At 68.3% G+C, this 23,647-nt stretch carries 18 protein-coding genes and 3 tRNA genes; 4 read left to right on the forward strand and 17 right to left on the reverse strand.

Annotation, left to right across the window (positions count from 1 at the left end; genetic code table 11):
* Positions 1–91: 91 nt before the first annotated feature.
* From rodA to QF030_RS15825, 9 genes are all read right to left on the reverse strand, one after another.
* Positions 92–1,291, reverse strand: coding sequence for a rod shape-determining protein RodA (gene rodA / locus QF030_RS15785; protein ID WP_307163313.1), 1,200 nt, complete (start codon positions 1,289–1,291; stop codon positions 92–94).
* Positions 1,288–3,537 carry a penicillin-binding protein 2 gene (gene mrdA / locus QF030_RS15790; protein ID WP_307163314.1) on the reverse strand — a complete coding sequence of 750 codons (2,250 nt, stop codon included), beginning with the start codon at positions 3,535–3,537 and terminating at the stop codon, positions 1,288–1,290. The genes rodA and mrdA overlap by 4 nt, the downstream gene beginning before the upstream one ends.
* Positions 3,538–3,691: 154 nt before the next feature.
* A complete protein-coding gene (gene mreD / locus QF030_RS15795; RefSeq protein ID WP_307163315.1) occupies positions 3,692–4,363 on the reverse strand; it encodes a rod shape-determining protein MreD in 672 nt (223 codons plus the stop codon).
* 14 nt (positions 4,364–4,377) lie between these two features.
* On the reverse strand, positions 4,378–5,316 hold the full coding sequence (gene mreC, locus QF030_RS15800) for a rod shape-determining protein MreC (RefSeq protein WP_307163316.1): 939 nt from the start codon (positions 5,314–5,316) through the stop codon (positions 4,378–4,380).
* 181 nt (positions 5,317–5,497) lie between these two features.
* Positions 5,498–6,517 (reverse strand): rod shape-determining protein, encoded by a 1,020-nt coding sequence (locus tag QF030_RS15805; protein ID WP_020127820.1) that lies wholly within the window; start codon positions 6,515–6,517, stop codon positions 5,498–5,500.
* Between the two features lie 242 nt (positions 6,518–6,759).
* Entirely contained in the window at positions 6,760–7,173 is a 414-nt protein-coding gene (gene ndk, locus QF030_RS15810) for a nucleoside-diphosphate kinase (protein WP_307163317.1), read from the reverse strand.
* 83 nt (positions 7,174–7,256) lie between these two features.
* Positions 7,257–7,622 (reverse strand): DUF4233 domain-containing protein, encoded by a 366-nt coding sequence (locus tag QF030_RS15815; RefSeq protein WP_307163318.1) that lies wholly within the window; start codon positions 7,620–7,622, stop codon positions 7,257–7,259.
* Between the two features lie 10 nt (positions 7,623–7,632).
* Positions 7,633–9,156 (reverse strand): bifunctional tetrahydrofolate synthase/dihydrofolate synthase, encoded by a 1,524-nt coding sequence (gene folC / locus QF030_RS15820; protein WP_307163319.1) that lies wholly within the window; start codon positions 9,154–9,156, stop codon positions 7,633–7,635.
* A 98-nt stretch (positions 9,157–9,254) separates the two neighbouring features.
* Positions 9,255–11,879: a valine--tRNA ligase gene (locus tag QF030_RS15825; protein ID WP_307163320.1), complete on the reverse strand. Its 2,625-nt coding sequence runs from the start codon at positions 11,877–11,879 to the stop codon at positions 9,255–9,257.
* A gap of 135 nt (positions 11,880–12,014) precedes the next feature.
* On the opposite strand from QF030_RS15825, the gene QF030_RS15830 reads away from it, so the two are divergent.
* Positions 12,015–13,013 (forward strand): hypothetical protein, encoded by a 999-nt coding sequence (locus tag QF030_RS15830; protein WP_307163321.1) that lies wholly within the window; start codon positions 12,015–12,017, stop codon positions 13,011–13,013.
* 696 nt (positions 13,014–13,709) lie between these two features.
* Here the strand turns inward: QF030_RS15830 and clpX are convergent.
* The 5 genes from clpX to QF030_RS15855 form a co-directional block, all read right to left on the reverse strand.
* On the reverse strand, positions 13,710–14,999 hold the full coding sequence (gene clpX / locus QF030_RS15835; protein ID WP_307163322.1) for an ATP-dependent Clp protease ATP-binding subunit ClpX: 1,290 nt from the start codon (positions 14,997–14,999) through the stop codon (positions 13,710–13,712).
* 181 nt (positions 15,000–15,180) lie between these two features.
* Positions 15,181–15,861 (reverse strand): ATP-dependent Clp protease proteolytic subunit, encoded by a 681-nt coding sequence (locus QF030_RS15840; protein ID WP_307163323.1) that lies wholly within the window; start codon positions 15,859–15,861, stop codon positions 15,181–15,183.
* Between the two features lie 447 nt (positions 15,862–16,308).
* Positions 16,309–16,914: an ATP-dependent Clp protease proteolytic subunit gene (locus QF030_RS15845; protein ID WP_028806515.1), complete on the reverse strand. Its 606-nt coding sequence runs from the start codon at positions 16,912–16,914 to the stop codon at positions 16,309–16,311.
* A gap of 545 nt (positions 16,915–17,459) precedes the next feature.
* Positions 17,460–18,836: a trigger factor gene (gene tig, locus QF030_RS15850; protein WP_307163324.1), complete on the reverse strand. Its 1,377-nt coding sequence runs from the start codon at positions 18,834–18,836 to the stop codon at positions 17,460–17,462.
* A gap of 290 nt (positions 18,837–19,126) precedes the next feature.
* Positions 19,127–19,203: transfer RNA gene (locus tag QF030_RS15855), tRNA-Pro, on the reverse strand.
* Positions 19,204–19,368: 165 nt separating this feature from the next.
* On the opposite strand from QF030_RS15855, the gene QF030_RS15860 reads away from it, so the two are divergent.
* Positions 19,369–19,439, forward strand: a tRNA-Gly gene (locus tag QF030_RS15860).
* Between the two features lie 908 nt (positions 19,440–20,347).
* Here QF030_RS15860 and QF030_RS15865 read toward each other — a convergent pair.
* Positions 20,348–20,432: transfer RNA gene (locus tag QF030_RS15865), tRNA-OTHER, on the reverse strand.
* Positions 20,433–20,748: 316 nt separating this feature from the next.
* Between QF030_RS15865 and QF030_RS15870 the strand changes: the two genes are divergently transcribed.
* Positions 20,749–21,081 (forward strand): DUF6083 domain-containing protein, encoded by a 333-nt coding sequence (locus QF030_RS15870; protein WP_307167584.1) that lies wholly within the window; start codon positions 20,749–20,751, stop codon positions 21,079–21,081.
* Positions 21,082–21,362: 281 nt separating this feature from the next.
* Here the strand turns inward: QF030_RS15870 and QF030_RS15875 are convergent, their stop codons facing one another.
* A complete protein-coding gene (locus QF030_RS15875) occupies positions 21,363–21,557 on the reverse strand; it encodes a hypothetical protein (protein WP_030779494.1) in 195 nt (64 codons plus the stop codon).
* A 399-nt stretch (positions 21,558–21,956) separates the two neighbouring features.
* On the opposite strand from QF030_RS15875, the gene QF030_RS15880 reads away from it, so the two are divergent.
* Positions 21,957–23,183 (forward strand): acyltransferase family protein, encoded by a 1,227-nt coding sequence (locus QF030_RS15880; RefSeq protein WP_307163325.1) that lies wholly within the window; start codon positions 21,957–21,959, stop codon positions 23,181–23,183.
* Here QF030_RS15880 and QF030_RS15885 read toward each other — a convergent pair.
* Complete coding sequence (locus tag QF030_RS15885; protein ID WP_307163326.1) at positions 23,180–23,638, reverse strand: HD domain-containing protein; 459 nt, start codon at positions 23,636–23,638, stop codon at positions 23,180–23,182. The two genes, QF030_RS15880 and QF030_RS15885, sit on opposite strands and share 4 nt — an antisense overlap.
* Positions 23,639–23,647 lie beyond the last annotated feature (9 nt).

The raw sequence follows: 23,647 nt of genomic DNA on the forward strand, positions 1-23,647 counted from the left end.
GTCGGAGTCGGGCCCGACCGGCAGTGCGCCCGGGACCCGAGTCACGGCCCGACCAGGGGAAAACCAGAGGTCCGGTTCCTCTTCGCGCCGCTCACGCCGACATGGGCCGCTGCACCCGGATGGACTGGAGCAGCCCCAGCGCCACCCACACCGCGAACATGGACGTGCCGCCGTAGGAGACGAACGGCAGCGGAAGGCCCGTCACCGGCATGATCCCCAGGGTCATCCCGATGTTCTCGAAGGACTGGAAGGCGAACCAGGCCACGATGCCCGCGGCGACGATCGTGCCGTACAGCTCCGTCGTCTCGCGAGCTATGCGGCTGGCACGCCAGAGGATGACACCGAGCAGGACGATGATCAGGCCCGCGCCGATGAAGCCCAGTTCCTCGCCCGCGACGGTGAAGACGAAGTCCGTCTGCTGCTCCGGGACGAACTGGCCCGTCGTCTGTGACCCGTGGAACAGCCCGGCGCCGGTGAGGCCGCCGGAGCCGATCGCGATCCGCGCCTGGTTGGTGTTGTAGCCGACGCCCGCGGGGTCGAGGCTGGGGTTGGCGAAGGCGGCGAAGCGGGCGATCTGGTAGTCGTCCAGGATGTGCAGCTGCCAGACCGCGATCGCGCCGGCCGCGCCCGCGCCGAGCAGTCCGAAGACCCAGCGGTTGGAGGCGCCGGAGGCCAGCAGCACGCCCAGCACGATCATCACCATGACCATGACCGAACCGAGGTCGGGCATGAGCATCACGATCAGCATGGGGACGGCCGCGAGCCCGAGGGCCTGGAGCACCGTGCGCTGGTCGGGGTAGAGCTTGTCGCCGGCGTCGACCCGGGCCGCGAGCAGCATCGCCATGCCCAGGATGATCGTGATCTTCACGAACTCCGAGGGCTGGAGCGAGAATCCGCCGCCCACCACGATCCAGGAGTGGGCGCCGTTGACCGTCGAGCCCAGCGGCGTCAGGACCGCCAGGATGCCCATGAGCGAGAGGCCGTAGAGGACCGGTACCGCGTTGCGCAGGGTGCGGTGGCCGAGCCAGACCGTCCCGATCATCAGGCAGATGCCGATGCCGGTGTTCATCAGGTGCCGGACGAGGAAGAAGTACGGGTCGCCCTGGTTGATCTCGGTGCGGTTGCGGGTCGCCGAGTAGACCAGGACCGAGCCGATCAGCGACAGGGCGATCGCCGACATCAGTATCGGCCAGTCCAGCCGCCGGGCCAGCGAGTCACGGGCGAAGACCCGGGTCCAGCCGGCCCGCTCGGGCCCGTATCCGGAGACGGAGAAACCGTTCGCGCCGGTCATGTGCACATCCTCCGGCTTCCCCTCTTCCGCCGTCGCCTGCGGGTGTCGCGGTTGGTGCCCGTGTTCTGCTGCACGGTGGCCCCCGGCTGCGTCTCGTCCGGCTGCGGCGTGCCCTGCTGGCTGACGCGCTGTTCCTTCGCCGGGTCCTTGGAGACCTTCGGGGCCTTGATCGTGCCGTCCGCCTGGACCTTCGGCAGGGTGGTCTGCGGGGTGGGCAGCAGGGCGTTCTTCTTGTCGATCTTGCCGTCGTCGGCGACGCCGTACATCGCGTTGTAGATGTGCCGTACGGCCTCACCCGAGGCGCCCGAGCCGGTACCGGCCTGAGCGATCGTCATGACGACCGTGTAGTCCTTGCTGTACGTGGCGAGCCAGGACGTCGTCTGCTTGCCGTAGACCTCCGCGGTGCCGGTCTTGGCGTGCAGCGGGATCTCCTCCTGCGGCCAGCCGCCGAACTTCCAGGCGGCGGTACCGCGCGTGACCACGCCTTCCAGCGCGGCGTCCATGCCCTTGATCGTCGCCTGGTCGACCGGCAGCTTGCCCTGGACCTTGGGCTTGATCTCCTGGACGGTCTTGCCGTCGGCGCTGACGATCGCCTTGCCGATGGTCGGGGTGTACATCGTGCCGCCGTTGGCGAGCGCCCCGTAGATCACGGCCTCCTGGATCGGGGTGACGAGGGTGTCGCCCTGACCGATGGAGTAGTTGATCGAGTCGCCCTCGCGCATCTTGTTGCCCTCGAGGCAGTTCTCGTACGCGATCTTCTCGACGTAACTGCCGTCCTTCTTGCCGTACTTGCACCAGGAGTCCTTGTTGGCCTTCCAGTAGGACTCCTTCCACTGACGGTCCGGGACACGGCCGGTGACCTCGTTGGGCAGGTCGATGCCGGTCTCCTTGCCGAGACCGAACTGGTGGGCGGCCTTGTAGAAGTAGTCCTTGGGCTCACCCTTGGCCGGGTTGATGCCGCCGTCCCTCTTCCACTCCCGGTCCGCGAGACCGTAGAAGACGGTGTCGCAGGAGACCTCCAGGGCCCGGCCGAGCGAGATGGGGCCGAAGCTCTCCCCCTCGAAGTTCTTGAAGACCTGGCCGCCCACCGAGTACGAGCTGGTGCACGGGTAGCCGCCGTCCCACTCGTAGCCGGCCTCGACCGCCGCGGCCGTGGAGACCACCTTGAAGGTGGAGCCGGGCGCCGACTGACCCTGTATGGCCCGGTTCAGCAGCGGGTAGTCCGAGTTCTTCCCGGTGAGCTTCTTGTAGTCCTTGGCCGAGATGCCGCCGACCCAGACGTTGGGGTCGTAGGCCGGGGCGGACGCCATGGCGACGACGCGGCCGGTCTTGGCCTCCATCACCACGACGGCGCCGGAGTCGGCCTTGTAGTTCTCGCCGGTGATCTTGTCGAACTGGGTGCGAGCGATCTTCATCGCGTTGTTCAGCTCGTACTCGGCGACCCGCTGGACGCGGGCGTCGATGCTGGTGACGAGGTTGGAGCCGGGCTGGGCCGCGTCCGCCTCGGCCTGGCCGATGACACGGCCGAGGTTGTCCACCTCGTACCGGGTGACACCGGCCTTGCCGCGCAGCTCCTTGTCGTACTGGCGCTCCAGGCCGCTGCGGCCGACCTGGTCGGAGCGCAGATAGGGCGAGTCGGTGTCCTGGGCCTTGGTGATCTCGGCGTCCGTCACCGGGGAGAGGTAACCGAGGACCTGGGCGGTGTTGGCGTTGCCGGGGGCGGCGTAGCGACGCACGGCCTCGGGCTCGGCGGTGATGCCGGGGAAGTCCTCGGCGCGCTCGCGGATCTGCAGGGCCTGCTTGGCGGTGGCCTCGTCGGTGATCGGGATCGGCTGGTAGGGCGAGCCGTTCCAGCAGGGCTGGGGTGTCTTGGCGTCGCACAGCCGGACCTTCTGCGCGACCTCCTCGGCGCTCATGCCGAGGACTCCCGCGAGCTTGGCCAGGACCGCCTTGCCGTCGTCCTTCTGCTTCAGCAGGTCGGTGCGGGAGGCGGAGACCACGAGCCGCGTCTCGTTGTCGGCGAGGGCCACCCCGCGCGCGTCCAGGATCGAGCCGCGTACGGCGGGCTCGACGACCTGCTGGACGTGGTTGCCGGAGGCCTCCTTGGCGTATTCGGCGCCCTCCCGGATCTGGAGGTACCACAGGCGGCCGCCGAGGGTGCCGAGCAGGGAGAGGACGAGGATCTGGATCACGACGAGCCTGATCTGGACCCGTGGGGTCCGACCGGTCTCGGGAATGTTGGTCACTGCGGTGCCTCCCCCTCTCCGTACGCGCCATCGGTACGCGGACATCTGTGCGCGGACGAATGATGAACGATCAGCCTGTGCGGCCGCGTTCCGCGGGAAGTTCCCCGTTCGGGTGATCCGTCCTCTGGCGCGCCCCGCGCGCCGGCGCCCACGCTCACAGCCGCTTGACCCCCTTGATACGACCGGCGCGCGCCCCGCGTGAGCGGGCCGCCTTCAACTTCAGCCCGTTGCGCTGCCCGCCGATCCTGAGACCCGTACCGGAGGAGAGCCAGCCGGACGAGATGTCCGGGCTCTTGGCGGCCGAGTTGGTCTCCGCGAGGGGGTCGTTGTCGGCGCGTCGCGCCAGGAACATGACCGCGGGAACGACGAACGGGGCCAGCAGCAGGTCGTACAGACCGGCCGTGAACAGCAGCCCGGTGAGGCCGACATGGCGGGCTGCGGTGTCGCCGACGAGGGCGCCCACTCCGGCGTACAGCAGGGTGGAGCCGATCGCGGCGCCGACGACCACGACCATCGGGCCGGTGGCCGACTTGATCTGCCCGCTCTCGGGCTTGACGAGCCCGGCGAGGTAGCCGATGACGCACAGCACGAGGGCGTAGCGCCCGGCGGCGTGGTCGGCGGGCGGCGCGAGGTCGGCGAGCAGACCGGCGCCGAAGCCGATGAGCGCGCCGCCGACATGGCCGTAGACCATGGCCAGGCCCAGCACGGTGAGCAGGAGGAGGTCGGGGACGGCGCCCGGGAGGTGGAGCCGGGCGAGGACGCTCACCTGGATCACCAGGGCGACGACGACCAGCGGGACGGAGAGCAGGATCCGGTTGACGCGCATGGGGGTGTCAGCTCCTACTGCTGCTGGCCGTCTACGGGTGCGTTCGCGTTCGGAGTGACCGTGACGGTCACCGTCGGCGTGGGGACCGGCTTGGGCTTCGAGGGGAGCACGGTGTCGCGCGGGTCCTTCTTCGGAGCCTCGACGACCACGCCCACGATGTCGAGCTTGGTGAAGCTGACGTACGGCGTGACGTAGAGGGTGCGGGTGAGATCGCCACCCGAGGGGTCGACGCGGGAGACGACTCCGACGGGGACGCCGGGCACGAAGGGCTTGTCGGCCTGCGAGCCGAAGGTGACGAGCCGGTCGCCCTTCTTCACCTCGGCCTTGCCGTTGAGGAGTTCGACGCGCAGCGGCCGGTCGCCCTGTCCGGACGCGAAACCGAGCTCGTCGGACGCCTCCATCCGGGTGCCGACGGTGAAGTCGGGGTCGCTGGCCAGGAGCACCGTCGCGGTGTTCGGCCCGACGGTGGTGACCCGCCCGACCAGACCCTCCCCGTTGAGGACCGTCATGTCGCGCTTGACGCCGTCGTTCGCGCCGACGTCGATGGTGATGGTCCAGGAGAAGCCCTGGGCCGCTCCTATCGCGATGACCTCCGCGCCCTTGATGCCGTACTGGCCGGTGCCGGCGATCTTCAGCATCTTGTCCAGCTGCGCCAGCCGGCTGCGGTTGCGGTCGTCGCTGCCGAGCTTGGCCTTGAGAGCCGCGTTCTCCTTCTCCAGATCGGTGAGCCGGTCGTGGCGTTCACCGGAGTCCCGGACGGCGGAGACGGCGTTGCCGACGGGATCCACCGCCGACGACACGCCGTTCTCGATCGGGCCGAAGGCCGCGGCCGCGGCCTGCCGGGCACCGTCGACCGGGGAATCCTCCCCACCCCGGATGTCCACCGTGATCAGCGCGAACGCTACGGCGATCAGCAGCACCAGGAGCAGCCGGCTCTCTCGTGTGTCCCTCACGTGCGGCGGCCGTGCCCTTCCTCGAGAAGAAACCAAGAACAGGAATCAAGAAACAGGATCAGGAATTGGGGTAGCCCCGGGCCAGGATGACCAAGGGCGCTTTGTGGGAGCTTATGCCGCAATATCAACGATCCGCCGCACGAGAAGGGATCATCCCGTACGGCGGAATCGAAGCGTTACGTCATCTGCGGGGCGCGGCGTCCAGGACCTGCTGGAGGGCCTCGAACTCCTCCACGCACTTCCCGGAGCCGAGGGCCACGCTGTCCAGCGGGTCCTCGGCGATGTGGATGGGCATGCCGGTCTCGCGGCGCAGCCGCTCGTCCAGGCCGCGCAGCAGGGCTCCGCCGCCGGTCAGAACGATTCCGCGGTCCATGATGTCGCCGGACAGCTCCGGCGGGCACTTGTCGAGCGTGGTCTTCACGGCGTCGACGATCGCGTTGACCGGTTCCTCGATCGCCTTGCGCACCTCGGCGGCCGAGATGACGACGGTCTTGGGCAGCCCGGACACGAGGTCCCGGCCGCGGATCTCGGTGTGCTGGTCGTCGTCGAGGTCGTAGGCCGAACCGATCGTGATCTTGATCTGTTCGGCCGTCCGCTCACCGAGGAGGAGGCTGTACTCCTTCTTGATGTGCTGGATGATCGCGTTGTCCAGTTCATCACCCGCGACGCGGATGGACTGGGCGGTGACGATGCCGCCGAGCGAGATGACCGCGACCTCCGTGGTGCCGCCGCCGATGTCCACCACCATGTTGCCCGTCGCCTCGTGGACCGGCAGGCCGGAGCCGATGGCCGCGGCCATGGGCTCCTCGATGATGTGCACCTGACGGGCGCCGGCCTGGGTCGACGCCTCGATGACGGCGCGGCGCTCGACCCCCGTGATGCCCGAGGGCACACAGACGACGACCCGCGGACGAGCCAGATACCGCCGCTTGTGGATCTTCAGGATGAAGTAGCGGAGCATCCGCTCGGTGATCTCGAAGTCGGCGATCACGCCGTCCTTCAGCGGACGCACGGCAACGATGTTGCCGGGGGTGCGCCCGATCATCTTCTTCGCTTCGGCGCCGACCGCGAGGATGCCACCGGTGTTGGTGTTGATCGCGACGACGGACGGCTCGTTGAGTACGATCCCGCGACCCCTGACGTACACCAGCGTGTTGGCGGTCCCGAGGTCGACAGCCATGTCACGGCCGATGAACGACATTGAGTTCCCCATCAGGATTCGACTGGCCTTCCATGAGCTTTGAGGGCTTATCAGGTCGGCGAGGTGGGTGCTGTGACGTGAAGGCTTCCATCGTAAACGCGCCTGCACGAACACTGCGGAGCGGTCTCCGCCATTGTTTGCAGATGCTGTGTGGGTTCGCTCCCGGAGACGGGCGTTCGGGGGCTCACGTTCCCTCGATCGCCCGCTTCAGGCCCTGGCGACCGGCATGTCGGGCGTCGGTGTCAGACGCGACCGGGGAAGAAGATCTTCACCTCGCGCTCGGCGGACTCCTCGGAGTCGGAGGCGTGGATCAGGTTCTCGCGGACGATCACGCCGAAGTCACCGCGGATGGAGCCGGGGGCCGCGGCGATCGGGTCGGTCGGACCCGCGAGCCCGCGCACGCCTTCGATGACCCGGTCGCCCTCGACGATCAGCGCGACGACCGGACCGGAGGCCATGAACTCCACCAGCGGCTCGTAGAAAGGCTTGCCCTTGTGCTCCCCGTAGTGCTGCTCCAGCGTGTCCTGGTCCAGCGTGCGCAGCTCCAGCGCGGTGATCTGCCAGCCGGCCTTGCGCTCGATACGGCTGATGATCTCGCCAGTCAGGCCACGACGGACGGCGTCGGGCTTGAGCAGGACGAGGGTGCGCTGGCTCACGAGGTGACTCCTTCTACTGCCGGTGTGTTTCTACAGCCGGTGTGTGCGGTGGGATGAGGTTACAGGTCGCGTCCGGGCGTTTGTCACGCAGCGTCAACAGTATCCGGAGAGCCTGCGGCCGCCTGGGCGGCGAAGCGCGCCTTCGCCTCGTCGACCTTCCGCCCGAAGTGCACGGAGGCCCACCACAGGGCCGCGAAGAGCACCCCCAGGAAGAACATGATCGGGACGAAGAAGCCGGACGCGACAAGGGCGATCTGGAGCGCCCAGCCGAGGGCGACGCCCCCGGGCCGGGTGACCATGCCGCACAGCAGCACGCTGAAGAACATGGCGATGCCGCACACCGTCCACACCGTGGCGGTGGACAGGTCGGCGTCCTTCATGGCGACCAGGCCGGCGAAGCCGATGACGAAGAACTCGCCGATCAGTGTCGAGGAACAGAGCGTACGCATGGTGGGGATCTCAGCCCTTCCCGAGGAGCAGCCGGGCCTCGCCGACTGTGATGACGGAACCGGTGACCAGCACCGCGCCGCCCGCGAACTCGCCCTCCTCCTCGGCGAGCGTGACCGCCGCCTCCAGAGCGTCGGGCAGCCGCGGCTCGACCTGGACGCGGTCGTCGCCGAACACCTCGACGGCGATCGCGGCCAGCTCGTCCGCGTCCATCGCGCGGTGAGTGGAGTTCTGGGTGACGACGACCTCCGCGAAGATCGGCTCGAAGGCCTCCAGCAGCCCCCGCACGTTCTTGTCCCCGCTGGCCCCGACCACGCCGATCAGCCGGCTGAAGTCGAAGGCCTCGCCGACGGCCTCGGCGGTGGCACGGGCGCCGGCCGGGTTGTGGGCGGCGTCGAGGACCACGGTCGGTGAGCGCCGTACGACCTCGAGGCGGCCCGGCGAGGAGACGGCCGCGAAGGCCTTGCGGACCGTGTCGATGTCGAGCGGCTCGGGACGCTGCGAGCCGACGCCGAAGAACGCCTCGACGGCGGCGAGCGCGACGGCCGCGTTGTGCGCCTGGTAGGGGCCGTGCAGGGGCAGGTACACCTCGGGGTACTCGCCGCCCAGGCCGCGCAGGGTGAGCATCTGTCCGCCGACGGCGACCTGGCGGGCGACGATCCCGAACTCCAGACCTTCCCGGGCCACCGTGGCGTCGACCTCGACGGCCTTCTTCAGCAGCACCTGGGCCGCGTCGACGGGCTGCTGGGCCAGGATGACGGTGGCGTCCTGCTTGATGATCCCGCTCTTCTCGGCGGCGATCTCGGCGGTCGTCTCCCCGAGCCGGTCGGTGTGGTCCAGGTCGATGGGCGTGACGACGGCGACGTCACCGTCGATCACGTTGGTCGCGTCCCACGAGCCGCCCATCCCCACCTCCACGACGGCGACGTCGACCGGCGCGTCCGAGAAGGCGGCGTACGCCATGCCGGTGAGCACCTCGAAGAAGGAGAGCCGGTACTCCTGCATGCCGTCGACCATCTCGACGTACGCCTTGATGTCGTCGTACGTCTCGATGAACCGCTCGGCGGAGATCGGCGCGCCGTCCAGGCTGATCCGCTCGGTGATCGACTGGACGTGCGGGGAGGTGTACCGGCCCGTGCGCAGGTCGAAGGCGCTCAGCAGGGCCTCGACCATGCGGGCGGTGGACGTCTTGCCGTTGGTCCCGGTGATGTGGATCGAGGGATACGACCGCTGCGGGTCCCCCAGCACGTCCATCAGGGCGGCGATGCGGTCGACCGAGGGCTCCAGCTTGGTCTCGCCCCAGCGGGTGGCCAGCTCCGCCTCGACCTCCCGCAGGGCCTTGTCGACCTCGGGATTCTGAGGACGCGTGGGCACGTCCGCCTGCGGCGCGCCGCCCTGGGTGCGCAGGGTGCGGCTGCCGGCTTCGATGACCGCGAGGTCCGGGTCGCGGTCGGTCTCCTCGGCGATGATCTCGTCGAAGGGATCGAGGGGGTCGGGCAGGTCGTCTTGGTTGCCGTTCGGGGGGAGCTCGCTCACGGGGCCAGTCTACGGACGGCCGGTGTCGGACGTGGGCGAAGGCCCCCGCAACCGTGACGGTCGCGGGGGCCTTCGTCGTCGTGGTGCCCTACGGTGCCCTACGCCTGCGGCAGGCGCTCCAGCTGGGTACGGATGCGGGCGATGTCCTCGTCCGCCTTGGCGAGGCGGGTGCGGATCTTCTCGACCACGTTGTCCGGGGCCTTCGCCAGGAAGGCCTCGTTGCCGAGCTTGGCTTCGGCCTGGGCCTTCTCCTTCTCGGCGGCCGCCAGATCCTTGGCCAGGCGCTTGCGCTCCGCGACCACGTCGATCGTGCCGGACAGGTCCAGCGCGACCGTGGCGCCCGCGACCGGGAGCGTCGCCGTCTCCGAGAAGGCGTCGCCCTCCGGCTGGAGGCGGAGGAGCTGGCGGATGGCGGTCTCGTGGGGCGCGAGCGCCGTGCCGTCGAGCGTCAGCCTGGCGGGGACCCGCTGGCCCGGCTGCAGGCCCTGGTCGGCGCGGAACCGGCGGACCTCGGTGATGACCGACTGGAGACTCTCGATCTCCTTCTCGGCCGCCGTGTCCCGGAACCCGCTGTCCTTGGGCCACTCGGCGATGACGACGGACTCACCACCGGTGAGCGTGGTCCACAGCGTCTCCGTGACGAACGGGACCACCGGGTGCAGCAGCCTGAGGGTGACGTCGAGGACCTCGCCGAGGACGCGGCCGGAGACCTTCGCGGGCTCGCCGCCGGCCATGAACGTCGTCTTGGACAGCTCGACGTACCAGTCGAAGACCTCGTCCCAGGCGAAGTGGAACAGCGCGTCGGAGAGCTTCGCGAACTGGAAGTCCTCGTAGAGCGCGTCCACTTCGGCGACGACGGAGTTGAGGCGGGACAGGATCCAGCGGTCCGTCGCCGACATCTGCGAGGCGTCCGGCAGCGGGCCGTCGACCGTGGCGCCGTTCATCAGCGCGAAACGCGTCGCGTTCCAGATCTTGTTGGCGAAGTTGCGGGAACCCTGGACCCAGTCCTCGCCGATCGGGACGTCGACACCGGGGTTGGCGCCGCGGGCCAGGGTGAACCGGAGTGCGTCGGAGCCGTACTTGTCCATCCAGTCCAGCGGATTGACCGCGTTCCCGAAGGACTTGGACATCTTCTTGCCGAACTGGTCGCGGACCATGCCGTGCAGGGCGATGGTGTGGAACGGCGGGGTGCCGTCCATCGCGTAGAGGCCGAACATCATCATCCGGGCGACCCAGAAGAAGAGGATGTCGTAACCGGTGACCAGGACGGAGTTCGGGTAGAACTTCGCGAGCGACTCGGTCTGTTCGGGCCAGCCGAGCGTGGAGAACGGCCACAGGCCGGAGGAGAACCAGGTGTCGAGGACGTCGGTGTCCTGACGCCAGCCCTCGCCGGTCGGCGCCTCGTCGTCGGGACCGACGCAGACGACCTCGCCGTTCGGCCCGTACCAGACCGGGATGCGGTGACCCCACCACAACTGCCGCGAGATGCACCAGTCGTGGAGGTTGTCGACCCAGTCGAAGTAGCGCTTCTCCATCTCCTGGGGGTGGATCTTGACGCGGCCGTCGCGGACGGCGTCACCGGCGGCCTTCGCCAGCGGGCCGACCTTGACCCACCACTGCATGGACAGCCGCGGTTCGATGGTGGTCTTGCAGCGCGAGCAGTGGCCGACGGAGTGGGCGTACGGCCGCTTCTCGGCGACGATCCGGCCCTCGGCGCGCAGGGCGGCGACGATCGCGGAGCGGGCCTCGAGCCGGTCCAGGCCCTGGAAGGGGCCGTGGGCCGTGATGACGGCGTGCTCGTCCATGACGGTCAGGGACGGCAGGTCGTGGCGCTGGCCGATCTCGAAGTCGTTCGGGTCGTGGGCCGGGGTCACCTTGACCGCGCCCGTGCCGAACTCCGGGTCGACGTGCGTGTCGGCGACGACCGGGATGGACCGGTCGGTCAGCGGCAGCCGGATCTGCTTGCCGACCAGGTGCCGGTAGCGCTCGTCGTCGGGGTGGACGGCGACGGCCGTGTCACCGAGCATCGTCTCGGCGCGGGTCGTGGCGACGACGATGGTCTCGTCCCCGTCGCCGTACTTCATGGAGACGAGCTCGCCGTCGTCGTCCTGGTACTCGACCTCGATGTCGGAGATCGCGGTGAGACAGCGCGGACACCAGTTGATGATGCGCTCGGCGCGGTAGATGAGCTCGTCGTCGTAGAGCCGCTTGAAGATGGTCTGGACGGCCTGGGAGAGACCTTCGTCCATGGTGAAGCGCTCACGCGACCACGCGACGCCGTCCCCCAGGCGGCGCATCTGGCCGCTGATCTGGCCGCCGGACTCGCCCTTCCACTGCCAGACGCGCTCGACGAACGCCTCCCGGCCCAGGTCGTGCCGGGACTTGCCCTCCTTGCCCAGCTCCCGCTCGACGACGTTCTGCGTGGCGATGCCGGCGTGGTCCATGCCGGGCTGCCACAGCGTCTCGAAGCCCTGCATGCGCTTACGGCGGGTGAGGGCGTCGATGAGCGTGTGCTCGAAGGCGTGCCCGAGGTGCAGGCTGCCCGTGACGTTCGGCGGGGGGATGACGACGGTGTACGGGGGCTTCTCGCTCTTCGCGTCGGCCTCGAAGTAGCCCCGCTCCACCCAGCGCTCGTACAGCGGCCCCTCTACGTCGGCCGGCGCGTACTGGGTCGGCAGTTCGGTGTGGGGCGCTGATGGCTGCTGCTGAGCGTTGTCGGTCACGGGGCCAGTTTAGGGGTGTCACGGCGCCGTCCCGAAACGTGTTTCCTCTGTAACGGTGAGGGCCCCGCCGCCGTACCGGTGCTGGCTTTGAGCCAGGATGTGAAAATCACATAAGCACTGGAGGGGAACCCAGAAATGAGTCACAACCAGCCGGGCCCGTACGGCGGACCGCCTCAGCAGCCCGGACCGTACGGCCAGCCAGGTCCGTACGGCCAGCCGCCCCAGGCACCGCAGCCCGGCTACGGCCACCCCCAGCAGCCGCCCGCCCCGCAGCCCGGCTACGGCTACCCGCAGCAGCAGCCCCCGCAGGGCGTCCCCCCGCAGACCCCGCCCTACGGCCAGCAGCCGCAGTACGGCCAGCAGCCGACGCCTCCGTACGGCCAGCAGCCCCCGTACGGCCAGCAGCCGCCCTACGGCCAGGCCCCCTACGGGGTCCCGCAGCCCCCGGCACCGGGCGGCGGCGGCAAGAAGGCGGGCATCATCATCGGCGCGGTCGCGGTCGTGGCCGCGATCGGCGTGGGCGCGTACTTCGTGATCGGCGGGGGCGGCGGCGCGGGCGGGCTGAAGGACGACGGCCCGCACAAACTGACGGCTCCGGCTTCCCTGCTGGCGAGCAAGTACAAGCGGATGGGAGACGCCAAGGAGGAGAAGGCGAGCGCGAGTGACGAGAAGGACCTGACCCAGGCGGGAGTCAGCAACGCCACGTCCATCGGCGCCATCTACTCCACCATCGACCTCACATCCATCGACACCACGGACCCGAGCGAACTCGCGAAGACGGAAACCGCCGAGAACGTCACCTTCTTCGGCATCTACGGCACGGTGAAGGACCCCGAGCAGGCTCTCGACATCACCCTGACCCAGATGAAGTCGGGGTCAGACGACGACGTGAAGTTGATCGGCGACGCCGAGACGGTGACTCCCGACGACCTCGACGGAGCCGTGATGAAGTGCCAACAGGCCGAAAGCACCAACGAGGTCACCAAGAAGACCCAGAAGACCTACATGTGCATCTGGGCGGACTACAGCACCATGGGCGTGGTGGAGCCGACAGCCGGCTCGAAGACGTACACGCTGGACGAGTCGGCACAGATAGCAGCCGGAGTACGCAAGGAAGCCCGCGTCACGTCCTGAGAAACCGCCGGAGGCGCCTGCAACGGGGTGCCGACGCCCGCCCGGGTCCATGGACCCACTCAGGCTGCACCGAGATGACGCGCAACACAGCTCGCATAGGATCACCCGACTGTTACAGCGGGTCACTTAACATGGTCATGTCATTCGGCATGCGAATCGGGGACCCATGCGAAATCGCTCTTTCTTGCTCATCGCGGCATCCGTGGCATCACTGGCGGTACCGCTCGCTGCCACTCCCGCAGCTGCTGCGACCTACGAGCACTCGTGCTTCAGCGCCGGCGTTGCCGTAGCCGGGGCGAGTGGCGGAGGCAAGTGGAATTACGCCAGCCAAACGAAGTTGGACCCGCTGACTCTGTCCGTCGCGGACATGAAGGCGGATGGACACAGCGTGGGGGTGCGGCTCATCACCCGGAGGAGCAACGGCACAAACGCCTACTGGGCGTGGCACCGTCTTTACGCCGGCGCCGGAAACTCCCAAAGCTGGGGGACGAACCTCACGGACTCGGCCGGTGTTCGGCAGGCCTGGGCGCAGGTGGCTGTGTTCGAAGGTGACGCCCTACTCCAGATGTGCGTGACGGCCACCGGGACCAACCAGTACTGGTAGGTAGATCGCGGGGCCTGGTGAGGGCGTAGACCGAACAAGCGGGTGCCCGGTGAACCTTCACCGGGCACCCGCTTGTTCGGTTTCTGCGACGGCTACGCCGTCTTCTGCTCGCCCGGGCCGCGGCCGCCGCGGGCGTCGCGCGGGATCAGGGTCGGGTTGACGTTGGAGAGGACCACGTCCGCCGTGATGACGACGCGGGCCACGTCCTTGCGGGACGGCACCTCGTACATGACCGCCTGGAGGACTTCCTCCATGATGGCGCGCAGGCCGCGGGCACCGGTCTGGCGGAGGATGGCCTGGTCGGCGATGGCCTCCAGGGCCTCCCGCTCGAAGTCCAGCTCCACACCGTCGAGTTCGAAGAGCCGCTGGTACTGCTTGACCAGCGCGTTGCGCGGCTCGATCAGGATCTGCAGGAGCGCCTCGCGGTCCAGGTTGTGGACCGAGGTGATGACCGGGAGACGGCCGATGAACTCCGGGATCATGCCGAACTTGACCAGGTCCTCCGGCATGACGGCCTCGAACTGGTCCTTGGACTCCAGCTCGCGCTTGGAGCGGATCGTCGCGCCGAACCCGATGCCCTTGGCGCCGGCCCGGGACTCGATGATCTTCTCCAGGCCCGAGAAGGCGCCGCCCACGATGAACAGCACGTTCGTCGTGTCGATCTGGATGAACTCCTGGTGCGGGTGCTTGCGGCCGCCCTGCGGCGGGACCGAGGCCGTGGTGCCCTCCAGGATCTTCAGCAGGGCCTGCTGCACGCCCTCGCCCGACACGTCACGGGTGATGGAGGGGTTCTCGCTCTTGCGCGCGACCTTGTCGATCTCATCGATGTAGATGATCCCGGTCTCGGCCTTCTTGACGTCGTAGTCCGCGGCCTGGATCAGCTTCAGCAGGATGTTCTCGACGTCCTCGCCGACGTAGCCCGCCTCGGTCAGCGCCGTCGCGTCGGCGATCGCGAACGGGACGTTCAGCATGCGCGCCAGGGTCTGCGCCAGGAGCGTCTTGCCCGAGCCCGTGGGGCCGAGCAGGAGGATGTTGGACTTCGCCAACTCGATGGCGTCCTCGCGGCTTTGGCCGCCGCCGTTCTCACCGGCCTGGACGCGCTTGTAGTGGTTGTACACCGCTACCGACAGGGCCTTCTTGGCGGGCTCCTGACCCACCACGTAGCCCTCGAGGAACTCGTAGATCTCGCGCGGCTTCGGGAGTTCCTCCCAGCGGACCTCGCTCGTCTCCGCGAGCTCTTCCTCGATGATCTCGTTGCAGAGGTCGATGCACTCGTCGCAGATGTACACACCGGGCCCTGCGATGAGCTTCTTGACCTGCTTCTGGCTCTTGCCGCAGAACGAGCACTTGAGCAGATCGCCGCCGTCACCGATGCGTGCCACGGTGTGCTTCCCCTTCGCCTGGGAGACGACTGGACGCTTACGAATCCAGCGGCTCCTGGTGCTGCCTTATTCCGACGGTACCTTGCCTGGGCCCCCGTTCGGGCCCCCCTTGGCACGGTTCACTGTGACGTGGACCGCGACACATCGTGCCGAGGGGGCTCGAACGGGACGACCGCGTGCGTCAAACGAGCGAGTTGTTGTTCAGCTTGCGGGTGGAAATGATCTGGTCGATCAGGCCGTACGCCAACGCGTCCTCGGCCGTGAGGATCTTGTCGCGCTCGATGTCCTCGCGGATCTTGTCGATCGGCGTGGTCGAGTGCTTGGCCAGCATGTCCTCCAGCTGCGCGCGCATCCGGAGGATCTCGTTGGCGGCGATCTCGAGGTCGGAGACCTGACCGCGGCCGGTCTCGCTGTACGGCTGGTGGATCAGCACCCGCGCGTTCGGCAGCGCCATGCGCTTGCCCGGCGTACCGGCCGCCAGCAGGATCGCGGCGGCGGAGGCCGCCTGACCCATGCAGACGGTCTGGATGTCGGGCTTCACGAACTGCATCGTGTCGTAGATCGCGGTCAGCGCGGTGAAGGAGCCGCCGGGGCTGTTGATGTAGACCGAGATGTCCCGGTCGGGGTCCATCGACTCCAGGCACAGCAGCTGTGCCATGACGTCGTTGGCGGAGGCGTCGTCGATCTGCACGCCGAGGAAGATCACTCGCTCCTCGAAGAGCTTCGCGTACGGGTCGTACTCGCGGACGCCCTGCGAGGTGCGCTCGACGAAGCGCGGGATGACGTAGCGGGACTCGGCGCGGGGGCCGGTGTACTCGGCCTCGGTGCGGGCGTAGATGCCGCTGCCGGGGAAGTCGTTCACGGTGTCTCCTGGAAAGAGGACTGGGGCGGTGGGCTGGAGGGGCTGGATGGGGTACTGACGGCTTCCGGGGGCCTCGGTGACCCGGGGAGGACCTACTCGACCCCGAAGGGCCTGGAGAGGCCCTCGAGGGGCTCCCTGAACTCTTGGGGCTTCCGGGCCTCCGAGGGGACTTCCGCAACTCCGGACTCCGCGGTGCGCAATCCGGAGACCTCGGGGAGTCCGGGAGTCCCGAAGGGCCTCCAAGGGGCTCCGAAGCCTTGAAGCTCCGGGGAGCCTCGGTCGTCTCCAGGAGTGCTCCGGGAGACGTTCGGGACTCCGGCAGCCTTCGAGTGCTTCGAGACTCCGCAGGGGTCCGGGGACACCCGGAGACTCCGGAAGGCCTCAGGGCCTCAGGGGGTCAGGGGCTCCGGGGAGCGCCCTGTGCGGCCCTGCTGCCGTCAGTGGTCCTCAGGCCGCCCCGGTACCGCCGCCGCCCGGCATGCCGGCGGCCGTCGGGATGACGTCGTCGATGAGGCCGTACTCCTTGGCCTCGAACGCGTCGAACCAGCGGTCGCGGTCCGAGTCACGGGTGACCTGCTCGACCGTCTGGCCGGTGTGCTGCGAGGTCAGCTCGGCCATGCGCTTCTTGGTGTGCAGCAGCCGCTCGGCGTGGATCTTGATGTCGGAGGCCGAACCCGCCAGGCCCGCGGAGGGCTGGTGGATCAGGATCTCGGCGTTCGGCAGCGCGAAGCGCTTGCCGGGCGTCCCCGCGCTGAGCAGGAACTGGCCCATGGAGGCCGCGAGACCCATGGCGATGGTCACCACGTCGTTCTTGATGAACTGCATCGTGTCGTAGATCGCCATGCCGGCCGTGATCGAACCGCCGGGGCTGTTGATGTAGAGGTAGATGTCCTTGTCCGGATCGGCGGCAAGGAGCAGCAGCTGTGCGGTGATCTTGTTGGCGATGTCGTCGTCGACCGCCTGGCCGAGGAAGATGATCCGCTCGCCGAGCAGCCGGTTGTAGACCTGGTCGCCGAGGCCACCACCGATGGGGTCGCCGGCGGCTGTGGGCATCAGATTCGTCACGTATCCACCTGCTCGTCTTACGACGGCGCCGGGCCGTCTCACGTGTACTGCTGGGGGCAACGGAGACTCCCCTGCCCTCGTACTCATGGACCCTAACGCGCGGGTCCCTTCGGGGAATCCCGGAGAGGAGAGTGTTCGCCGGGGGCGTAGACGCGGGGTCCCGTCCGCGGGAGGCCGCGAACCGTCCGCGGGCGGTCGCGATGCTCGACGGGGCCACGCCTCCCCCGCCGAGACGGCCGTCCGGCACCGTCCGGTCCACCGCGCCGCAGCACGCCCCGCCGCCGCGCCGAAGCACACCCCCGCACCCGGCCCCCGCTCGGCCCACGCCCCTGACGCGTCTCCGCGCCGCCGTGCCCCACGACGGGCGGCGGCGGCCCACGACAGACCTACGCGGCTGCTCACGACAGTCCTCGCCGGCCCGCAGGCAGCCCATGACGGCTCATGGCCGTCCTGTGACAGAGGGGCCCCGGAGCGCACAGCGCTCCGGGGCCCCTCGTGTCTGCGTCTCTGCGTCAGAGGTGACGCGAGGCCGCTCAGGCCTCGGTGTTCTCCTCGGAGGTCGCCGCCTCGGCGGTGTTCTCCTCGGCCTCGTCCTCGTCGTCGTCCAGGTCGATGACCTCGCCGTTGGTGTCCTTCACCGTGGCGGTCTCGACGACCGTGGCCAGAGCCTTGCCGCGGGCGACCTCGCCGACCAGGAGCGGAACCTGGCCGCCCTCGACGACCGCCTGGGCGAACTGGTCGGGGGACATGCCGGAAGAAGCGGCACGGCGCATGAGGTGCTCGGTGAGCTCCTCCTGGTTGACGTTCAGCTTCTCGCGCTTGACGAGCTCGTCCAGGACGAACTGGGTCTTGATGCCCTTGACCGCGGCCTCACGGGTCTCGGTCTCGAACTCCTCGGCGGTCTTGCCCTGGATCTCCAGGTACTTGTCGAGGTCGAGGCCCATCTGGCCGAGCTGGTGGTGCTCCAGGTTGTGCTTGCGGGTGTTGACCTCGTCCTCGAGCAGCTTCTCGGGGACGGGCACCTCGACGAGCTCCAGCAGCTTGTCCAGGACGCGCTCCTGGGCCTGCGTGGCCTGGTCGTACTGCTTCATGTTCTCGAGGCGCTTGCGGCTGTCCGCCTTGAGCTCCTCGAGGGTGTCGAACTCGGAGGCGAGCTGCGCGAACTCGTCGTCCAGCTCGGGGAGCTCACGGGCGGCGACCTGGGTGACCTTGACGGTGACCTCGGCCGCCTTGCCGGCCGCCGAGCCGCCCTTGAGCTCGGAGGTGAAGGTGGCCTCGCCACCGGCCTCCAGGCCCTTCACGGCCTCGTCGATGCCTTCCAGCAGCTCGCCCGAGCCGATGGTGTAGGAGACGCCGCTGGCGACGCCGTCCTCGAGGATCTCGCCGTCGACCTTGGCCTCCAGGTCGACGGTCACCACGTCACCGTCACCGGCGGCGCGCTCGACCGGGGAGGTCGAGGCGAAGCGCTCACGGAGCTGCTCGACCGACTTGTCGATGTCCTCCTCGGTCACCTCGACGGCGTCGACCTCGACCTCGATGGAGGAGAAGTCCTCGGGGAGCTCGAGGGAGGGACGGATGTCGACCTCGGCGGTGAAGTTCAGCGTCTCGCCGTCCTTCAGCTCCGTGATGTCGACCTCGGGCTGGCCGAGGACGTCGATCTCGGCCTCGTTGACCGCTTCCGTGTAGAACTTCGGCAGCGCGTCGTTGACGGCCTCCTCCAGCACGGCGCCACGGCCGAAGCGCTGGTCGATGACCCGGGCGGGGATCTTGCCCTTACGGAAGCCCTTCACCGTGACCTGCTGGTTGATCTTCTTGTACGCCGCGTCGAGGCTGTCCTTGAGCTCCTCGAAGGGCACCTCGATGCTGAGCCGAACCCGAGTCGGGTTCAGGGTCTCCACGGCGCTCTTCACGGTTCGGTCTCCTTGGGGGCTGACTTCTTGGTTTCTACAGGAGCCAGACCGGCTCCCGCGGATTCGCCGCCCGGAGGACTTACCAGAGGATGAGGCATACGGGCGTGCAGCTTGCATAGTAACGGCAGCGACGACACGCCCCAAAGGCGATCAAGCGAGGTGACCGCGCAGATGGCCGACGGCGGCCGGAGATGGCCGTTCGCAGGCGACCGATGACCGGGTCGCCGACCGGTGCCGGCCGGGTCGGTCGCCGGTGACGGCCGGATCGGTGGCCGTCGAGGGCCGGTCGTTGGTCGGGGTGGCGGGATTTGAACCCACGGCCTTCCGCTCCCAAAGCGGACGCGCTACCAAGCTGCGCCACACCCCGTCTGGTGCGACACGAAGGGTACATGCCCGCAGGCCGTCTGACCGCCGCTTTTACCGAGCCTCGGGGCGCGCCGCGGCGGAGCCGGGAAACGGGGTGTGCGCGGCAGGGCGCCGACCCGCTACGATGCCTGCAGTGCCGCGGTCGCTGACCTGCGGCGCGTCGTGTGCGGGCGTAGCTCAATGGTAGAGCACTAGTCTTCCAAACTAGCTACGCGGGTTCGATTCCCGTCGCCCGCTCTGTATGGCGAAGGCCCGGGTGAGAGGTCGATTTCCTCTCCCCGGGCCTTCGGCATTCCTGGGGGCGTTTCAGTCCTTCGTACCCCTCCCGTGCCCCTTCGAGCGCGGTCGGCGCTTCAGAGCGTCCACGATCATGGCATCAATGCCGTTCGCGATCTCGTTCACGCTTGCGGGAACCGTGCTGATAGATCAGCGCGGCACGGGTCGAACTCTGCCCGAGCCGGACCATCAGCTCCCGCGTGTTGGCGTCGGGGCGCGCCGCCTCCGGGCTGAGTCCGGCTCTGGATGAAGCTCTCGGTAGCGCTGATGGTAAAGATCAACCGCTTGGTGGAGCGAGCATCCTTGTGTCTCGCGAATCGTCTTCACTGCGAGGATGGTGCGCCCCTCCAGAATGTCGCGATCTACACTCTCCGGCAGTTGTGCCACAGGTCCTCCCCGCTCCGGCATCGCAGTAGAGCAACCGCGGCTCCTCCGGTCAGCTGAGTTGAGCAGCCGACCATGGAAGTTCTCGGCCGTGCCAACTGCATTTGTATGCCCATCCGACGGGTGCGCAGCAGGGCTTCACGGGCAACAGTGGGAACTGGTGCTGTACAGCAGTGCTTACAGCAACCGGCACGACCGCGGTCGACCGTCGCGAGCCCTTGGCGACCGGCTGACCAGCCCGGGAGACCTCAACGACCGCCCCGCCCGTAGTTCGCATCAAGTGGGCACACCGTGACACGCCCCGCTCGGGCCGTCTCTGGGCCGTGCGAGGGCACTCAACGACGACCAACACCGCCAACTAAGCCGCAAGTCGCAAGTCGCAAGTCGCAGTGTTGGTCAACTATTTAGCCCCAGGTCAGATACCCGGTCCCTTCATTTCTTCAGCTACTGGGACCTGGCGAGCCGGCTCGAGCAAGTAGTGAGGGTGGCCACGGCCCGGATTCGAACCGGGGTTTCCGCGTCGGGGCGAACCCGAGCGCGACGTCTTGGGCCGCTAAACGACTCATGGCCCGGCGGATCGTACCGACTCAGAGACTTGCGAGCCCATCTCTTTTCGAGGGGTGACGCCTCAGGGCACCGGCTCAGGTCGAGCTCATCACCGGCCATGGATGGCCATCTGCGCCCCGGATCGCCGAATACGGCCAAATCGCGACCTACTGGGATCCGGTCAGATTCGCTCACACTCAAACACATGGGGGCGATTCGGGATCGTGACCAGTTGGCATGCCATCGCTGCGGGGAGACCAGCCACGCCGTGCGTGAGCGCGGACGGTTCGGCCTCATGGCGAGCTACTGCGAGAGGTGCTGGAACACCTTCGCCAACGAGATGGCCGAAGCCGACGGGGCCACAGCCGCACCCCGACCGGATCCCGACCCCGACGACGCGACATGGATCGAGCCACCGCTTTGTCACGAATGCGGCGCATCGGTCCGCGTATATCCCACCAACTACGACCGGTGGGTCAGTCTCGCCATGATGGAGTTGCCCGCCAAAGACGTCCCAGAGGCCTTCAGGTGGCGCTTGACAAGGCCTCCGGGCCGATCCCCCGTCCCCGCGGATATCGTGGCCGTACGGCTCCGTGGAATCGATCCGCTACCGAGCGAACCCGTCGTGCCGGCTCACCGCATGATGTGTATCCCTGAGTGGGGAGAGCCGTAGATCACACGGCAACGAGCAGGAGGCCCGGCGTCGTGCCCCCTGCGTGCCCGATCGAGCAGCGACCGGCAGGGAGTAGCGGGGAACACCGGAGAGGTACTCGAGAACCCGCACGTCAGCGACTTGCCAGCTCAGCCCCGGTCCGCATACGCGATCTTCCAAACTAGCTACGCGGGTTCGATTCCCGTCGCCCGCTCTGTATGGCCCGGGCCGGGTCGGAGATTCACTCTCCGACCCGGCCCTCGTCGTGTTTCGGGCTCCCCGGGAACATGCGGGGGCGGGCCTCAGAAGCTGATCGAGTTGATGGTGTCCGCGAGGGAGTCGAGGAAGCGGTTGATCGACGGGGCCATGCCGGTGGAGGCGAGGAAGAAGCCGAAGAGGATCGCGACTATCGCCGGGCCCGCCTTGATCGATCCTCCCCGGATCAGCACCACCAGGATGATCGCCAACAGCAGCACCACTGACAGTGAAATGGCCACAACTGATCACACACCCTCTGTCGGTCCGCACTCCCGAGACCATCGTGCCACCAACGGGGCCTCCCCATGCGGCCCGTGACACATCATCGGGCGGAGCCCTCCGGCCGGGGATGCGCCGTACGGCAATTCGAGCCCGTACCAGCACGGGAATGGGGGCGGTTCGTTGCCGTGTCCACACAACGTCTGCGCAGGTAATTCGAATTACGGCCGCAGCCTCGTCAAGTGCGGTGCAAAATCGACGTTATGCACCTTTTAGTCGGGATGAATCGTGACATCAAGGCCGGTTGGGGCCGATGAAACCGCCCCCGAGATCAATGCGCCGAGCAATCCCGAGAGCAATAACAAGGAATGACCTGGGGCGTTTTACGGATACGCGCGCGCGGCGCTAGGGTGCCTCAAATGTTCCACGCCGCCTCGTCTCTCGTTCAGAGCCCCCGCTCGTCCCGGAACCAGAACGATCAGTACGACCGGTCCGGGGAGAGATCCGCCGGAGGCCCGGCGCCGCGACCGGCCGCGAAGCGCGACGCGTTCTTCGACAACGCGAAGTACCTGGCGATCGTGCTGGTGGCGATGGGGCACGCCTGGGAGCCGCTGAAGGGCGACAGCCGGGTGCTCACGGCGGCGTACGTGCTGGTGTACACGTTCCACATGCCGGCTTTCATCCTCATCTCCGGCTTCTTCTCCCGCGGTTTCGACGCCGGCCCCGGCAAGCTCAAGCGGCTGGTGACGGGCATCGTCGTGCCGTACATCGTCTTCGAGACCGCCTACCCGCTCCTGAAGACGTACGTCGACGGCGCTCCCCAGGACATCAGCCTGCTCGACCCGTACTACCTGACCTGGTTCCTGTGCGCGCTGTTCATCTGGCGGCTCACCACGCCCCTCTGGAAAGTGGTCCGTCATCCGCTGCCGCTCGCGCTCGGCATCGCCATGCTGGCGTCCGCCACCCCGAACATCGGCGGCGATCTCGACCTCCCGCGCGTCCTTCAGTTCCTGCCGTTCTTCGTGCTGGGACTGAACCTGAGGCCGGAGCACTTCGCGCTGGTGCGCCGGCGTTCGGTCCGGATCGCCGCGGTGCCGGTGTTCGCCTTCTCGCTGGCCTTCGCCTGGTGGGCGGTGCCGCGGATGAACAGCGGATGGCTCTACCACCGCAACTCCGCGCAGGAACTGGGCGTCCCCTGGTGGGTCGGTCCCGTCATGCAGCTCGCCCTGTTCGGCTGCTCCCTGCTGCTGACCGCCTGCTTCCTCTCCTGGGTGCCGGGTCGCACCATGTGGTTCACGGCGCTCGGGGCGGGCACGCTCTACGGCTATCTGACGCACGGCCTGCTGATCAAGACCGCCGAATACCGCGGCTGGTTCGACCACCCCGCGCTGCACCGCCCGCTCGGAGAGATCGCCGTCACCGTCGCCGTGGCCGTGGTCATCACGCTGTTGTGCACCGGACCCGTTCGCCAGGTGCTGCGGTTCGTGGTGGAACCGAGGATGGACTGGGCCTTCAAACCGGATGCCGCCGAGGTCGCCCGCCGTCGTGAGAACGGCGAGCGGGGGGAGCAGGGGGAGCAGGGCGAGCAACGGAAGAAGGCCGACGTGCGGGGACAGCGGGGACGGTCGGCGGACGTCGCCGGTTAGACGCTCTCGTCCCGACCGGCGGTGAGACCGAGGAGCGCGCGCATCCGTGCGTACTTCTCGGTCAGCCGCGCCCGGGTCGGTGCGTCCAGGACCGCGAGCCGCGCCGGATCCGCGTTGTGCGCGAGGTCCGCCTCCTTCACCAGCAGCGCGCCCGGTGTCGCCAGGATGCGCCCCGCGTACGCCTCCGGCGTCTCCCCCGCCCGTTTGGTGACCGCCAGGACGACGGCCTTCGTGCGGTCGCTCAGCGCCGCCTCGGCCAGCCAGGTCTCGGACAGGGCGTCGTCCTCGACGGCGTCGTGCAGCCAGGCGGCCGCGATCTGGTCGGCGTCGCCGCCCCGCGCGCGTACGCCCTCGGCGACCGCCTGGAGGTGTTCGGCGTAGGGCCGGCCCGCCTTGTCGGTCTGCCCCTGATGCGCGGAGCGGGCGAGGCTCTCGACCTCGGGCGGGGTGAGCATGGCGGGTGG

This window comes from Streptomyces rishiriensis (assembly GCF_030815485.1).
GTDB classification, from domain to species: Bacteria; Actinomycetota; Actinomycetes; order Streptomycetales; family Streptomycetaceae; genus Streptomyces; species Streptomyces rishiriensis_A.